This window comes from Cupriavidus sp. PB-02 (assembly GCF_058252315.1).
Map to the genome: position 1 here is coordinate 4,334,003 of NZ_CM177694.1, position 15,045 is coordinate 4,349,047.

Annotated in this window: 11 protein-coding genes; 6 read left to right on the forward strand and 5 right to left on the reverse strand. The window is 66.5% G+C overall.

Annotation, left to right across the window (positions count from 1 at the left end; translation table 11 throughout):
• The first annotated feature begins 130 nt into the window (after positions 1-130).
• Positions 131-2,833, forward strand: a complete 2,703-nt coding sequence (locus tag AC10V3_RS20455) for a DNA topoisomerase III (RefSeq protein ID WP_022537063.1) — start codon at positions 131-133, stop codon at positions 2,831-2,833.
• Positions 2,834-2,930: 97 nt separating this feature from the next.
• Here the strand turns inward: AC10V3_RS20455 and AC10V3_RS20460 are convergent, their stop codons facing one another.
• Complete coding sequence (locus AC10V3_RS20460) at positions 2,931-3,878, reverse strand: LysR family transcriptional regulator (protein ID WP_022537064.1); 948 nt, start codon at positions 3,876-3,878, stop codon at positions 2,931-2,933.
• 199 nt (positions 3,879-4,077) lie between these two features.
• Between AC10V3_RS20460 and AC10V3_RS20465 the strand changes: the two genes are divergently transcribed.
• Positions 4,078-4,296 (forward strand): hypothetical protein, encoded by a 219-nt coding sequence (locus tag AC10V3_RS20465; RefSeq protein WP_490922868.1) that lies wholly within the window; start codon positions 4,078-4,080, stop codon positions 4,294-4,296.
• A 298-nt stretch (positions 4,297-4,594) separates the two neighbouring features.
• On the opposite strand, the gene AC10V3_RS20470 is transcribed toward AC10V3_RS20465, so the two are convergent.
• From AC10V3_RS20470 to AC10V3_RS20480, 3 genes are all read right to left on the reverse strand, one after another.
• A complete protein-coding gene (locus AC10V3_RS20470) occupies positions 4,595-5,059 on the reverse strand; it encodes a hypothetical protein (protein WP_022537066.1) in 465 nt (154 codons plus the stop codon).
• 223 nt (positions 5,060-5,282) lie between these two features.
• The gene (locus AC10V3_RS20475) at positions 5,283-5,477 is read right to left on the reverse strand and encodes a YbdD/YjiX family protein (RefSeq protein ID WP_010811333.1); all 195 of its coding nucleotides are present in this window, start codon (positions 5,475-5,477) and stop codon (positions 5,283-5,285) included.
• Between the two features lie 14 nt (positions 5,478-5,491).
• Positions 5,492-7,561: a carbon starvation CstA family protein gene (locus AC10V3_RS20480; protein WP_022537067.1), complete on the reverse strand. Its 2,070-nt coding sequence runs from the start codon at positions 7,559-7,561 to the stop codon at positions 5,492-5,494.
• A gap of 390 nt (positions 7,562-7,951) precedes the next feature.
• Between AC10V3_RS20480 and AC10V3_RS20485 the strand changes: the two genes are divergently transcribed.
• Together AC10V3_RS20485 and AC10V3_RS20490 are read left to right on the forward strand one after the other, a co-directional pair.
• Positions 7,952-9,370: a cache domain-containing protein gene (locus tag AC10V3_RS20485; protein WP_041681183.1), complete on the forward strand. Its 1,419-nt coding sequence runs from the start codon at positions 7,952-7,954 to the stop codon at positions 9,368-9,370.
• The gene (locus tag AC10V3_RS20490) at positions 9,367-10,047 is read left to right on the forward strand and encodes a response regulator (RefSeq protein WP_022537069.1); all 681 of its coding nucleotides are present in this window, start codon (positions 9,367-9,369) and stop codon (positions 10,045-10,047) included. Before AC10V3_RS20485 ends, AC10V3_RS20490 begins: the two co-directional genes overlap by 4 nt.
• Before the next feature lie 88 nt (positions 10,048-10,135).
• Here the strand turns inward: AC10V3_RS20490 and AC10V3_RS20495 are convergent, their stop codons facing one another.
• Entirely contained in the window at positions 10,136-11,992 is a 1,857-nt protein-coding gene (locus tag AC10V3_RS20495; RefSeq protein WP_490922870.1) for a phosphoenolpyruvate carboxykinase (GTP), read from the reverse strand.
• A gap of 509 nt (positions 11,993-12,501) precedes the next feature.
• On the opposite strand from AC10V3_RS20495, the gene AC10V3_RS20500 reads away from it, so the two are divergent.
• Positions 12,502-13,527, forward strand: a complete 1,026-nt coding sequence (locus tag AC10V3_RS20500) for a D-2-hydroxyacid dehydrogenase family protein (RefSeq protein WP_022537071.1) — start codon at positions 12,502-12,504, stop codon at positions 13,525-13,527.
• Between the two features lie 230 nt (positions 13,528-13,757).
• The gene (locus AC10V3_RS20505; RefSeq protein WP_022537072.1) at positions 13,758-14,930 is read left to right on the forward strand and encodes an MFS transporter; all 1,173 of its coding nucleotides are present in this window, start codon (positions 13,758-13,760) and stop codon (positions 14,928-14,930) included.
• Positions 14,931-15,045 lie beyond the last annotated feature (115 nt).

Consider the following 15,045-nt stretch of genomic DNA (forward strand, 5'->3'; position numbering starts at 1 on the left):
GACGGGGCTTGCTTGCACCGCCGTTGATACCGCGCTTATTATTGGCGCCTCAAAGCCTCCCGGCGTTCTGATTACTTCGTTTGCAGTGCATTAGCGGGTTGCCGGAAGCGGCTCGCAAGGACCCTTTCCAATGTCAAAAGCCCTCATCATCGCGGAAAAGCCGTCGGTCGCGGCGGATATCGCCCGTGCCCTCGGGGGGTTTACCAAGCACGACGAATATTTCGAGAGCGACGACTACGTGCTGTCCTCGGCAGTCGGCCACCTGGTCGAGATCGCCGCTCCGGACGAATACGAGGTCAAGCGCGGCAAGTGGAGCTTTGCCAACCTGCCGGTAATCCCGCCGCATTTCGACCTGCGCCCGATCCCCAAAACCGAGTCGCGCCTGAAGGTGCTCAACCGCCTGATCAAGCGCAAGGACGTCACCGCGCTGATCAACGCCTGCGACGCGGGGCGCGAAGGCGAGCTGATCTTCCGCCTGATCGCGCAGCAGGCCAAGGCCAAGCAGCCGGTGCGCCGGCTGTGGCTGCAGTCGATGACGCAGCAGGCGATCCGCGACGGCTTTGCCAGCCTGCGTGAAGACGAAGACATGCTGCCGCTGGCCGATGCCGCGCGCTGCCGCTCCGAGGCCGACTGGCTGGTCGGCATCAACGGCACCCGCGCCATGACCGCCTTCAACAGCAAGGGCGGCGGCTTCTTCCTGACCACCGTGGGCCGCGTGCAGACGCCGACGCTGTCGATCGTGGTGGAGCGCGAAGAGAAGATCAAGCACTTCGTGCCGCGCGACTACTGGGAAGTGCACGCCGAGTTCATCGCCGCCGCCGGCCTGTATGAAGGCCGCTGGTTCGATCCCAAGTTCAAGAAGAACGAGTTCGATCCCGAGGCACGCGAGTCGCGCCTGTGGAGCGAGGCCGAGGCCAAGAGCATCGTCGCCGCCTGCCGCGACAAGACCGGCACGGTCACCGAGGAATCCAAGCCGTCGACGCAGCAGTCGCCGGCGCTGTTCGACCTGACCACGCTGCAGCGCGAGGCCAACTCGCGCTTCGGCTTCTCCGCCAAGAACACGCTGGGCCTGGCGCAGGCGCTGTATGAGAAGCACAAGGTCCTGACCTACCCGCGTACCGACGCGCGCGCGCTGCCCGAGGACTACCTGGACACGGTCAAGCAGACCATGGACATGCTGGCCGACAGCTCGCCCAACTACCTGCCGCATGCCAAGAAGATCCTGGCGCAGGGCTGGGTACGGCCGAACAAGCGCATATTCGACAACAGCAAGATCAGCGACCACTTCGCCATCATCCCGACGCTGCAGGCGCCCAAGAACCTGTCCGAGCCCGAGCAGAAGCTGTACGACCTGGTGGTGCGCCGCTTCCTGGCGGTGTTCTTCCCGGCGGCCGAGTTCCAGGTCACGACCCGCATCACGGAAGTTGCCGGCCACCACTTCAAGACCGAAGGCAAGGTGCTGGTCAACGCGGGCTGGCTGGTGATCTACGGCCGCGAGGCGCAGGGCGACAAGGACGCCGCAAACCTGGTGCCGGTGGCCAAGGACGAGAAGGTCAAGACCGACAAGGTCGAGAGCGTCGGCCTCACGACCAAGCCGCCCGCGCGCTACAACGAAGCCACGCTGCTGTCCGCCATGGAAGGCGCCGGCAAGCTGGTGGACGACGACGCGCTGCGCGAGGCCATGGCCGGCAAGGGTCTGGGCACGCCGGCCACGCGTGCGGCCATCATCGAAGGCCTGCTGACGGAAAAGTACCTGGTGCGCGAAGGCCGCGAACTGATACCGACCGCGAAGGCGTTCCAGCTCATGACGCTCTTGCGCGGCCTGGGCGTGCAGGAACTGACGCAGGCCGAGCTGACCGGCGAGTGGGAACACAAGCTCTCGCAGATCGAGCGTGGGCGCCTGAAGCGCGACGAGTTCATGCTCGAGATCGCGCAGATGACGCAGCAGATCGTCAAGCGCGCCAAGGAGTACGACAGCGACACCATCCCGGGCGACTACGCCACGCTGGACACGCCGTGCCCACAGTGCGGCGGGCAGGTCAAGGAGAACTACCGCCGCTTTGCCTGCACCGCGTGCGAGTTCTCGATCAGCAAGATCCCGGGCGGGCGCCAGTTCGAGATCGATGAGGTCGAGGAACTGCTGCTTAAGAAGGAGATCGGTCCGCTGCAGGGCTTCCGCAGCAAGATGGGCCGCCCGTTCGCGGCCATCCTGAAGCTGGCCAAGGACGACGAAGGCCATTACAAGATGGAATTCGACTTCGGCCAGAACGACGAGGAAGGCGACGGCGAGCCGGTCGACTTCAGCGGCCAGGAGCCGGTGGGCACCTGCCCGAAGTGCGGCGGCGCGGTGTTCGAGCACGGCATGAAGTACGTCTGCGAGAACAGCGTGGCCAGCCCCAAGAGCTGCGACTTCACCACCGGCAAGATCATCCTGCAGCAGGAGATCAGCCGCGAGCAGATCGGCAAGCTGCTCAACGACGGCAAGACCGACCTGCTGACCGGCTTCAAGTCGTCGCGCACGGGCCGCAACTTCAAGGCCTTCCTGGTCAAGCAGCCGGACGGCAAGATCGGCTTCGAGTTCGAGGCACGCGAGCCCAAGGCGGGCGCCAAGACGGCGGCGAAGACCGCCGCCAAGCCGGCTTCGCGCGGCGCGGCCGAGGCCGAGGCCGAGGCGGCGCCAGCCACCAAGACGGCCGCCAAGACCGCGGCAACCAAGACGGCAGCGACCAAGGCACCGGCCAAGAAGGCGGCGGCCACCAAGACCGCCGCCAAGAAGGCACCCGCCAAGACCCCAGCGGCGAAGAAGTCTCGCGCCGCGGCTGCCGGCGAATAAGCGCCACAGCGCGCCACAGCGCCTGTCAGCGCCCCGAAAGCAAAAGCGCCCGGCATGTCCGGGCGCTTTTGCCTTGCTGGCTGGCTACGGCGTGGCGTCAGGTCCGCACGGCCTGGGCATCACGTCCAGGGGCCGGCTCAGGCTGTGTCTCCCTGCCGCGCACCTGCCCTTCTTCCAGCAGGAAGTCGATAAAGGCGCGTACCTTGGTCGGCAGGAACTTGCGGCTGGGATACACCACGCTGACATCGCGCCGCGGCAGCTGGTATTGCGGCAGTACATGCACCAGCTTGCCGGATTCGATGTTCGGGCGCGCCAGGTACGAGGACAGCATCGCCACGCCCATGTCGGCCAGCGCCGCCTGGTGTGCCAGCTCGGCGTCGTTGCACAGCAGCCCCGGGCGGATCGGCACGGTCACCTCGCCCTCGGGGCCCAGCAGCGTCCATTCATGCTCGACATTGGGCAGCCGCATGGCGATGCAGCGGTGGTGGGTCAGTTCATGGGCATGGCGCAGCGGCGCGTGCGCGGCCACGTAGCCGGGTGAGGCACACAGGATCACCTCGGCCGACAGCAGCGGGCGCGCCACCAGGTGCGAACCCAGGCCCAGGTCGGACAGCATCACGGCCACGTCGCGGCCTTCTTCGACGATATCGACATTGCGGTCCGACAGGATCACGTCGAACACCACATCCGGGTATTGCTGCTGAAAGCGCGCAAGCAGATCGGGCAGCAGGTGCAGCCCGAACATCACGGGTGTGACCAGCCGCAGCGTGCCCGACAGCGACTGGCTGCGCGCGGTGACCACGCTCTCGGCTTCTTCCACGTCTTCCAGGATCTGCTGGCAGCGCTGCAGGTAGGTCTCGCCGGCGTCGGTCAGCGACAGGCTGCGCGTGGTGCGGTTAAGCAGGCGCGTACCGAGGTGGCTTTCCAGGTCGGCCACGTAGCGCGTGACCACCGCATTGGACATTTCCAGCTGCTGCGCTGCACGCGCGAAGCTTCCCAACTCCACCACCTTGGAAAACACACGCATCGATTGCAGGCGATCCATGACATAGTCTCCCGGTTCTGCGCTGAATTTTTACGCAATCAGCTTGCTTTATTGTTCGAAGTAAAACTAATCATTGTGGCTCCTGATATTTATTGATATGAGGGAAATGCCTAATATCTAGCCATTGGATGCCGCAACGCAACATAGTCTTTCGTCGAAGTGACGGCTCAGGCATCCGCGCTACACAGAAGGCTGAACCATGAAAACCAACCGCTACGCCCTGATCACTGTCGCTACCCTCGTCGCCGCCCTGTCGGCCGCACCGGCCTTTGCCAAGAACGGCAAGTTCGACGTCTACAGCGACGGCGCCAAGGTGGGCAAGTTCGACCCGTACACCGACGGTGCCAAGGCCGGCAAGTTCGACGCCTTTACCGACGGCGCCAAGTACGAAACCACTACCGATCGCGCGCCGCTCTGAGCGGCCACCCTCCTGCGCCGCGCAGCCACTGCCAGCGGCACCTGCAAGCGCGATCCGGGGTCGCTCCCTCCCCAAGGGCGGCCCCTTCTGTTTCAACCTGGTCTCCACAGGTCTTTAGGAGAGTGCCCCGACGGCCTCTCCCACTTTATTGGAGAAGAAGCCCGCTCCGGCCGTCGCCGGTTGCGGGCTTCTTTGTTTCAGCTCCCGGCAGGCGGGCGAGGTAGTTCGAACGATTATGCCAGACGCCGCAAATGAAAAACGGGCCATTCCGGCCCGTTCCCTTTACCGCTGCTGCGACTTAATCGTGGTCGTGGTGGCGGTGGTGGTGATGCCTGTGCTTCTTGCGCTTGTAGTGGCTCTTGTAATAGCCGTGGTGGTGGTCATTTTCGTACGAGTTGCTGCGCGAGATATTGCCGCCCAGCGCGGCACCCGCACCGCCACCCAGGCCGGCACCGATCAGGCCGCCGGTGCGGCCGCCCATGGCGTTGCCCGCCGCGGTACCGGCACCGCCACCCAGCGCGCCGCCGATGATGGCGCCCGTGCGCTCGCGGCGGTTGGACGTCACTGCGCCGCCGGCGCCGCCACCCACTGCACCACCGATCACCGCGCCGGTGCTGCCGCCCAGCGCGCCGCCCACCGCGGCACCGGCGACACCGCCGAGTGCGCCGCCCAGGGCGTTGTTCATGTCGCCCGCGAAGGCTGGCAGCGCGCTGGCCGCCAGGGCGAGGGCAATAGTCAGGTTGCGAACGGGATGGCGAGTCATATGTTTTTTCCTCGAATTGCCATGATGTGACGCAAGTGTAGATAAGGAGCCCTACCCTTGCTGTAACTACCTGTAAAGCCCTGTAACCCTCTACAGAAACAGCCTCCGTGGGTTACAAATGCGCGGCGAAAATACAACACTTAATAAAAAGACAGGCGATCGTGTGATCGCCTGTCTGCTTTGTCTGCAGCCCACCATCGGCGGGCCGCGTGTCAGCGTGTGCTCAGCAGCACTTGCCCTGCCCGCCGCCGTAGCGTGCCTCCTGGCGCTCGCGGAAGAATTCCTCGTAGCTCATCGGCTCACGGTCCGGGTGGGTGCTTTCCATGTGGGCCACATAGGTCTGGTAGTCAGGCAGCCCGACCATCAGCCGCAGCGACTGCCCCAGGTAGCGCCCCATGGTTCCGAGTTGTTCCAGCATGGCGGGCTCCCGGGTTACTGGGCCGAAGCGGCGCCCGGCAGGGGCTCGAACGGCGTTTCCTTGTCGGTCGGGCGGTTCACGGCGCGTGCCTGCATCGCAGTCTTGAAGCCGTAGAACACGATCGACAGCACCACCAGCATGAACAGCGCGCACAGGCCGGCATCCAGGTAGTCATTGAAGACGATGCGGTGCATCTGCTCCATCGACTTGGCCGGGGCCAGCACCTTGCCCTCGGCAATGGCGGCGCTGAACTTGGCGGCGTGGGTCAGGAAGCTGACCTTGGGATCGGCATGGAACAGCTTCTGCCAGCCGGCGGTCAGCGTGCAGATCAGCAACCAGATGGTCGGCAGCAAAGTGACCCAGGCGTACTGGCCGCGCTTCATCTTGACCAGCACGCAGGTGCCCAGCACCAGCGCCACCGCGGCCAGCATCTGGTTGGAGATGCCGAACAACGGCCACAGCGTGTTGATGCCACCCAGCGGATCGACCACGCCCTGGTACAGGAAGTAGCCCCAGGCCGCCACGCACAGCGCGGTGGCGGTCAGGTTGGCAACCAGCGAGTCGGTCTTGCGCATCGACGGGATAAAGCTGCCCAGCAGGTCCTGCAGCATGAAGCGGCCGGCGCGGGTGCCCGCGTCGACAGCGGTCAGGATGAAGAGCGCCTCGAACAGGATGGCAAAGTGGTACCAGAACGCCATCATGGCCTGGCCGCCCACCACCTGGTGCAGGATATGGGCGATGCCCACGGCCAGCGTCGGCGCGCCGCCGGCGCGCGAGATGATGGTGTTCTCGCCGACGTCCTTGGCGGTCTGCACCAGCACGTCCGGCGTGATCACGAAGCCCCAGGTCGACACGGCGTGTGCCACTGCTTCCGGCGTGGTGCCGATTACCGCGGCCGGGCTGTTCATGGCGAAGTACACGCCCGGCTCGATCACCGAGGCGGCCACCAGGGCCATGATGGCGACGAAGGACTCGGCCAGCATCGCGCCGTAGCCGATAAAGCGCGCGTGCGATTCATTTTCCAGCAGCTTGGGCGTGGTGCCCGACGAGATCAGCGCATGGAAGCCCGACACCGCGCCACAGGCGATGGTGATGAACAGGAACGGGAACAGGTTGCCCGTCCACACCGGCCCGCCGCCCTTGGCGAACTGCGTGAAGGCCGGCATCTTCAGCTCCGGCGCGACGATCAGGATGCCCACGGCCAGCGCGATGATGGTGCCGATCTTCAGGAAGGTCGACAGGTAGTCGCGCGGCGCCAGCAGCAGCCACACCGGCAGCACGGCGGCGATAAATCCGTAGATGATCAGCATCCAGGTCAGTGCCTTGCCGTCGTAGGTGAACAGCGGCGCCAGCGTGGCGCTTTCATGCACGTACTGGCCGCCGATGATGGCCAGCATCAGCAGCACGAAGCCGATGACCGACACCTCGCCGATCCGGCCCGGGCGGATGTAGCGCGTGTAGATGCCCATGAACAGCGCAATCGGAATCGTCACCGCCACGGTGAAGGTGCCCCACGGCGAGTCGGCCAGCGCCTTCACCACGATCAGCGCTAGCACCGCCAGGATGATGATCATGATCATGAAGCAGCCGAACAGCGCGATCATGCCCGGCACCGTGCCCATCTCCGACTTGACCAGGTCGCCCAGCGAGCGGCCGTCGCGGCGCGTGGAGATAAACAGCACCATGAAATCCTGCACCGCGCCGGCGAACACCACGCCGGCCAGGATCCACAGCATGCCCGGCATATAGCCCATCTGCGCGGCCAGCACCGGGCCGACCAGCGGGCCGGCGCCTGCAATCGCCGCGAAGTGGTGGCCGAACAGCACCGCCTTGTTGGTCGGCACGTAGTCCAGGCCGTCGTTGTGGCGCCAGGCGGGCGTCATGCGTTTGGGATCGAGCTGCATCACCTTGTCGGCGATAAAGCGGCTGTAGTAGCGGTAGGCGATCAGGTAGATGCAGAGCGCGGCAACCACGATCCACAGCGCGCTGACGGCCTCGCCGCGCGCCAGCGCGACGGTGCCGAAGGCAAACGCGCCGAGCACGGCGACGGCCAGCCACACCAGGTGTTCTCCGATGCGATTCATAGTGAAGGTCTCCTCAGACCGGGATGTCTTGGATAGCCTGCGGTGGCGAAGGACGGGAACGGCGAACAGCGGTGGCATGCGCCCCGAAGGCGGGCAGCTTGCGGTGAATCCGGCGGTGAGGGCGTCTCCTGGGATCTGCTGCTGCACGCCCGGTTTGTCGTCGTTTCCGGATCTCGTCTTGCAGGCAGGCGATGCACCGTCCAGGGGTGTCCGGTGCACCAGCTGCGTCGACTCGCGCGCCCTGCTGGGGCGGTGGCGTGTCCGGCGTGTAGTATTGACACCCGCCAAACCCCGCACAAGCGCGTAACTACGCAGCACATCTGCGTAGTACTACGCAAATCGACGGTGGCATGCCGCCTGCGCGGCGTCGGTGTTTACCCCCGGTCCCAGATGAAACTCCGCCAGAAGATCCTGTTGCTAGCCGTGGCGCCGCTGGCGGTGGCCATGCTCGGCATCGCCATAGCCGTGCGCTACCAGGCCACCCAGCTAGCCCGGCATGAACGCGCGCTGGTCGAAGCCGCCTACCTGCAGAGCAAGGAAATGGAGCTGCGCCACTACGTGGAACTGGCGCAGAGCGCGATCGCGCCGATGGTGCGCTCCGGCCGCAACGACGCCGATACCCGGCGCGCGGCGATGGAGGCACTGGCGCGGCTCGACTACGGCCCCGACGGCTACTTCTTCCTGTACGACCTGCAGGGCCGCAACCTGATGCATCCGCGCCAGCCCGAACTGGTCGGCCAGGACCTGTGGACCATGCGTGACCCCCAGGGCGCGCTGACCATCCAGCAGCTGATCGCCGCGGCAAAAAGTGGCGGCGGCGCGGTCCGCTACCTGTGGAGAAAGCCCTCGTCGCAGCAACTCGCGCCCAAGCTCGGCTACGTGGTCGCGGTGCCTGAGTGGGGCTGGATGCTCGGCACCGGCATCTACCTGGATGACGTGGAGCGCACGCTGCGCCAGCTTGACGCCCGCGCCGAGACCGATATCCGCGAAACCATGGCCTGGATCGGCGTGATCGCCGCGATCAGCATCCTGCTGGTCGCCGCCAGCGGCCTGGCGCTGAACGTCAGCGAACACCGCGAGGCCGATGCCAAGCTGCGCCAGCTGGCGCAGCGCGTGGTGCAGTCGCAGGAAGAGGAACGCGCGCGGCTGTCGCGCGAGCTGCACGACGGCATCAGCCAGCTGCTGGTGTCGGTCAAGCTGGTGCTGGAGACCGCCACCAACCGCCTGCGCCTGGCGCCCACTGAAGGCGCGGCGGTGGCGCCGGTGCTGGGCATGGCGCTGAACCGGCTCGACACCGTGTTCAACGAAGTGCGGCGCGTGGCGCGCAACCTGCGCCCCGCCCTGCTCGACGACCTGGGCCTCTACGCCGCGCTCCAGCACCTGGCGCGCGAGATGCAGGGCGGCAGCCGGCTCGAGATCGCGGTGACGCAATCCGGTACGCCGCGCGAACTGGCGGATGAACAGGCCACGGCACTGTTCCGCATCGCGCAAGAAGCGCTGACCAATGTGGAGCGCCACGCCCGTGCGCGGCGCGTGAGCGTGTTGCTGGCGTTCGATGCCGACGCCACGCGCCTGACCGTGCGCGACGATGGCAGCGGCTTCGATGTGGCGCGCATGCAGCTCGACCCGCAGCGCGGCATCGGCCTGCGCAACCTGCGGGAGCGTATCGCCGCGCTGGGCGGGCAGTTCGGCATCGTTTCCGGCGTCGGCGGCACCGAGCTGGTCGCTTCGCTGCCGCTGGCGAAGCCTGCAGCAAAACCCACTGCAATTTCGCACGATCCCGTTTCCGCAGGACCCTCGCAGTCATGACCCAGTTTCCAGACTTCGCCCCCGGCAGCGCCGACGCACCCGCCCGCGTGCTGCTGATCGACGACCACGCGCTGGTGCGCGACGGCATGCGCATGCACCTGGCGCTGCAGCCGAGGCTGCGCGTGGTAGGCGAGGCCGACGACGGCGAAGCCGCGCTGGCGTGGCTGGACCGTGCCGCTGAAGCCGAGCTGCCGGACCTCGTCATCACCGATATCGGCATGCGCGGCATGGGCGGCATCGCGCTGGCGGCGGCGTTGCACGACCGCTATCCGGAACTGGCGGTGCTGATCGTGTCGATGCACGACAACCTGGAATACGTGCGCCAGGCGGTGCGCGCCGGCGCGCGCGGCTATGTGCTCAAGGACGCGCCGGCTGACGAGCTGATGGCGGCGATCCAGTCGGTGCTGGCCGGGCGTGTGTTCTACAGCGCGCGCATCGCGCGCGGCATGGCCGAGCAAAGCCCTGGCCCGCTCGACGCGCTGACCCGGCGCGAGCGCGACATCCTTGGCTGCATCGGGCGTGGCATGGCCAACAAGGAGATTGCGGTGCAGCTCGGCGTGTCGGTGCGCACGGTGGAAACGCACCGGCTCAACCTGAAGCGCAAGTTGGGGATCGAGGGGCGGGCGGGGTTGGTGAAGTATGCGGTGGAGACGTTGGGGGATAGCGAGGCGGGATAAAAAACGCCCGCCTCCGGAGAGACGGGCGTTGGTTTGCCGACCAAACCTGGCACAGCGTGCCAGCTTTGTCAGCACGGCTGCGAGAGCATCAGCCCTCCAGCCGCTTGCCCAGCGCAACCCGCGTTTCCGCCAGCGCCTGCGGCAGGTTGTGCTTCAGCTGCGTAAACAGCTCGTCATGCAGCGCCAGCTCCTTCTGCCACGCGTCACGGTCGATCGAGGTCACCTGCTCGAACTGCGCCGGCGAGAACTCAACGCCGTTCCAGTTCAGGTCCTCGTAGCGCGGCGTCGTGCCGAACATGTGCTCGGCGCCCTGCCCCTTGCCTTCCACGCGGTCGATCATCCACGACAGCACGCGCATGTTCTCGCCAAAGCCCGGCCACACGAAGTTGCCCTCGGCATCCTTGCGGAACCAGTTGACGCAGTAGATCTTCGGCAGCTTGGCCCCCGACGCTTCCAGCTTCTTGCCCAGTTCCAGCCAGTGGCCGAAGTAATCGCTCATGTTGTAGCCGCAGAACGGCAGCATGGCGAACGGGTCGCGGCGCACCACGCCTTGCTGGCCGGCGGCCGCGGCGGTGGTTTCCGAACCCATGGTGGCGGCCATGTAGACGCCTTCGGTCCAGTTGCGCGCCTCGGTCACCAGCGGCACGGTGGTCGAGCGGCGGCCGCCGAAGATAAACGCATCAATGGGTACGCCGGCCGGGTTGTCCCAGTTATCGTCGATCGACGGGCACTGCGCGGCCGGCGCGGTGAAGCGGGCGTTCGGGTGCGCGGCCTTGGCGCCAGTGGCCTTGGCGATTTCCGGGGTCCAGTCCTTGCCCTGCCAGTCGACCAGGTGCGCCGGCGCTTCCTTGGTCATGCCCTCCCACCACACGTCGCCGTCGTCGGTCAGCGCCACGTTGGTGAAGATGACGTTTTCCTTAAGCGTCGCCATCGCGTTGAAGTTGGTCTTCTCGCTGGTGCCCGGGGCCACGCCGAAGTAGCCGGCTTCCGGGTTGATCGCGTACAGGCGGCCGTCCTTGCCCGGCTTGATCCAGGCAATGTCGTCGCCGATGGTGGTGACCTTCCAGCCCTCGAAGGCCTTGGGCGGGATCAGCATGGCGAAATTGGTCTTGCCGCAGGCCGAAGGGAATGCGGCGGCAACGTGGTACTTCTTGCCCTCGGGCGAGGTCACGCCCAGGATCAGCATGTGCTCGGCGAGCCAGCCTTCATCGCGGCCCATGGTCGAGGCGATCCGCAGCGCGAAGCACTTCTTGCCCAGCAGCGCATTGCCGCCGTAGCCCGAGCCGAACGACCAGATTTCGCGCGTTTCCGGGAAATGGACGATGTACTTGGTCGGGTTGCACGGCCACGCCACGTCCTTCTCGCCGGCGGCGAGCGGCTTGCCCACGGTGTGCACGCACGGCACGAATTCGCCGTTGCTGCCCAGCACTTCATACACAGCCTTGCCCATGCGCGTCATGATGCGCATGTTCACCGCCACGTACGGCGAATCCGACAGTTCCACGCCGATATGGGCGATCGGCGAGCCCAGCGGGCCCATCGAGAACGGCACCACATACAGCGTGCGGCCGCGCATGGAACCCTCGAACAGGCCGTTCAGCGTCTGGCGCATCTCGGCGGGAGCGGTCCAGTTGTTGGTCGGGCCGGCGTCTTCCTGCTTTTCGGAGCAGATGAAGGTACGGTCTTCCACGCGGGCCACGTCGGAGGGGTCCGACAGGGCCAGGAAAGAGTTCTTGCGCTTGGCCGGGTTCAGGCGCTTCATGGTGCCGGCGGATACCATCTGCTCGCACAGGCGGTCGTATTCTTCCTGCGACCCGTCACACCAGTAGATATTGTCGGGTTTGGTCAGGGCGGCAATTTCCGCGACCCAGGACACCAGCTTCGGGTGCTTGACCCAGGCCGGTGCATTGACTGGCGCCGTGCCTTGCATCGTGGGGTGGTTCATACTGCAACTCCGGTTCGTAAAGGGAAGTAAGGGAATGGGGAAACCTTGCAAAGCCTTGGCCGGCGGGAGGCAAATCCGAGATCGTCACAGGATGTGGGTAACATCAGGCCGTGATATCCGAATCGTCACATCCCGTTACAACTCCGCGGCGACCCGGGTTGTGCAAAGGTCGCGGCGGTCCCTGCGGCTGCGCTAAAGTTGCGCTTCGCCCGCGCAGGGGTGGCTGCGCGCGCCGGGTGGGCTTTGTCCGGATGGGGCAGCGTGACGGGAGCTGGGCTCGACCGACAATCCGCGGCGACACCGGAGCAGGCAAGGATACCACTGGCGCACCCCCCTGTTTTTTGCTGCGCAGCAATTGCCGCGGCCGGCTGGCGCGGCATCCCCGTCGCTCGGCGGGTATCGTTGCGTAGCGCCGGCGAGGGGTATTCAACAATACTGTTGACCGGCGCGCGGCTCCGTTGCCGCGCGCACCAACCGGCACTAAGGCCGGTAGACAACCAGAGTTGCCGATGAAGATTGCCGTACTCGACGATTATCAGGACGCCGTGCGCAAGCTGCCGTGCTTCAGCTTGTTGGAGGGGCACGACGTCAAGGTGTTCAACAACACCGTCAAGGGCGTGGGCCAGCTGGCCGCGCGCCTGTCCGACGTGGAAGCCGTGGTGCTGATCCGCGAACGCACCCGCATCACCCGTCAACTGCTGGAAAAACTGCCCAAGCTGAAGCTGATCAGCCAGACCGGCAAGGTCGGCGCGGGCCCGGGCAGCCATATCGACCTGGATGCGGCCACCGACCGCGGCGTCGCGGTGCTGGAAGGCGTGGGCTCGCCGGTGGCCCCGGCCGAGCTGACCTGGGCGCTGATCATGGCGGCGCAGCGGCGCATCCCGCAGTATGTGGCGAGCCTCAAGCACGGCGCCTGGCAGCAGTCGGGCCTGAAATCGACGACGATGCCGCCCAACTTCGGCCTCGGCCAGGTGCTGCGCGGCCAGACGCTGGGGATCTGGGGCTACGGCAAGATCGGCCGGCTGCTGGCCGGCTATGGCCGTGCCTTCGGCATGAAGGTGCTGGTCTGGGGCCGCGAGGCCTCGCAGGAAGCCGCCCGCGCCGATGGCCTGGACGTGGCCGGGTCGAAGGAGCAGTTCTTTGCCGACAGCGACGTTTTGTCGCTGCACCTGCGCCTGAACGACGACACCCGCGGCATCGTCAAGCTGACCGACCTGACGCGGATGAAGCCCACCGCGCTCTTCGTCAACACCAGCCGCGCGGAGCTGCTGGAAGAGAACGCGCTGGTTACCGCGCTGAACCGGGGCCGGCCCGGCATGGCAGCGGTCGACGTGTTCGAGTCCGAGCCGATCCTGCAGGGCCACGCGCTGCTGCGCATGGAAAACTGTATCTGCACGCCGCACCTGGGCTATGTGGAGCGTGACAGCTATGAGCTGTACTTCCGCACGGCGTTCCAGAACATCCTGGATGTGCTGGGCGGCAAGCACGACTGCATCGTCAATCCCAAGGCGCTGACGCCGGCACTGTCGCGCTGAGTTGTTGCGGCCGGATTGCCGCGAGGTAACCTCGCCATGAGGCCCTGTTCGCCCCTGTTCCGCGATGCGGGACAGGGGCGTTTCATATCTGGGTAGCAATTTCCGGGGGAAAACGCGAACGCCGCGAAACCGCTACACTCGGGACTTCCCTCACCGCCCGGCCGCCCTGGCCCGCGGCAGCCCAGACAACAACAAGGCGCCTGCGCGCTGAACACCTCCCCAAGGCCGGCATGGACCCCAGGCTAGTGACGCTCTGCGTCGGCAATTTCGTCATTGGCACCGGTGCGATGATCGTTACCGGCATGTTGAACGACATTGCCGGCGATTTCGGCCTCGGCGCGGCCAGTGCTGGCCAGCTGGTGTCCGTGTTCGCGCTGGCGACCTGCGTCGGCGCGCCGCTGTTCGCCACGCTGGGCTCGCGCATCGACCGTCGGCTGCTGCTGGCCGGATCGCTGTTGATCTACGCGGTCATGCACCTCGCCGCGGCGTTCGCTCCCAGCTTCGCGGCACTGATGGCGATCCGCTTCCTGACGGCCATCGGCGCGGCCATCTACACTCCCCAGACCGCGGCCACGCTGCCGCTGCTGGTCAATGCGCAGACGCGCGGGCGCGCCATCAGCTTTGTCTTCCTCGGCTGGAGCATCGCCAGCGTGGTGGGCGTGCCGCTGGGTACCTGGATCTCTTCCACGCTGGGCTGGCGCGTCAGCATGGCGCTGGTGGGCGTATTGGCCCTGCTGGTGTCGGCGGCGGTGTGGCGCGCGCTGCCGCGCGGGCTGTATGTGCCGCCGGTCGGGCGCGAGGCCTGGGGCGCGGTGCTGCGCCACAAGCCGATCATGCTGGTGGTGCTGACCACCATGATCTCGTCGGCCGGCATGTTTACGGTGTTTACCTATATCGCCCCCCTGCTGCGCGACCAGTACGGCATCAGCGGCGGCACGCTCAGCCTGATGTTCCTGGCCTACGGCGCCTGCGGCGTGTTCGGCAACGCCGTGGCCGCGTCGCGCATGGACCGGGTCACGCCGAGCCGGATCGTGCAGGTCACGCTGCTGACCTCGATCACCGCCATGGTGCTGTGGCCGCTGGCCGGGCTGGGCGGCGTGGCGCTGGTGCTGCTGTTCATGCTGTGGGGCGTGGGCGGGTTTGCCACCAACAGCGCGCAGCAGGCGCGCCTGGTGCTGCTGGCGCCGGAGCGGGCCTCGGTATCGATCTCGCTCAATTCCTCGTCGATCTACCTGGGCCAGGCGGCCGGCGCCATGACCGGTGCCGCGATCTACACCCTGGCGGGGGCGGATTCGCTGCACTGGGGCGCGGCGGCGCTGATGCTGGCGGCGCTGGCGGTGTCGCAGCGTGCCCGCGCGCTCGGCTGCCAGGAACAGCGCCAGCAGGCGCCGCAGCAGGCCTGATCCCCAGGCGGTGCGGGCCCGACGGCCGCGCCGCCAGCCTGCCACAAGCGCGCCAGCCCTTGCCACCGCGTCTGGTGAGGCACCGCACCAAGCCTTTTTCCACAGCGTTATCCGC

Bases quoted from the DNA above. Each gene is read 5' to 3' on its own strand.
- AC10V3_RS20455 (WP_022537063.1), top strand. From the start codon at position 131: ATGTCAAAAGCCCTCATCATCGCGGAAAAGCCGTCGGTCGCGGCGGAT.
- AC10V3_RS20460 (WP_022537064.1), bottom strand. From the start codon at position 3,878: ATGGATCGCCTGCAATCGATGCGTGTGTTTTCCAAGGTGGTGGAGTTG.
- AC10V3_RS20465 (WP_490922868.1), top strand. From the start codon at position 4,078: ATGAAAACCAACCGCTACGCCCTGATCACTGTCGCTACCCTCGTCGCC.
- AC10V3_RS20470 (WP_022537066.1), bottom strand. From the start codon at position 5,059: ATGACTCGCCATCCCGTTCGCAACCTGACTATTGCCCTCGCCCTGGCG.
- AC10V3_RS20475 (WP_010811333.1), bottom strand. From the start codon at position 5,477: ATGCTGGAACAACTCGGAACCATGGGGCGCTACCTGGGGCAGTCGCTG.
- AC10V3_RS20480 (WP_022537067.1), bottom strand. From the start codon at position 7,561: ATGAATCGCATCGGAGAACACCTGGTGTGGCTGGCCGTCGCCGTGCTC.
- AC10V3_RS20485 (WP_041681183.1), top strand. From the start codon at position 7,952: ATGAAACTCCGCCAGAAGATCCTGTTGCTAGCCGTGGCGCCGCTGGCG.
- AC10V3_RS20490 (WP_022537069.1), top strand. From the start codon at position 9,367: ATGACCCAGTTTCCAGACTTCGCCCCCGGCAGCGCCGACGCACCCGCC.
- AC10V3_RS20495 (WP_490922870.1), bottom strand. From the start codon at position 11,992: ATGAACCACCCCACGATGCAAGGCACGGCGCCAGTCAATGCACCGGCC.
- AC10V3_RS20500 (WP_022537071.1), top strand. From the start codon at position 12,502: ATGAAGATTGCCGTACTCGACGATTATCAGGACGCCGTGCGCAAGCTG.
- AC10V3_RS20505 (WP_022537072.1), top strand. From the start codon at position 13,758: ATGGACCCCAGGCTAGTGACGCTCTGCGTCGGCAATTTCGTCATTGGC.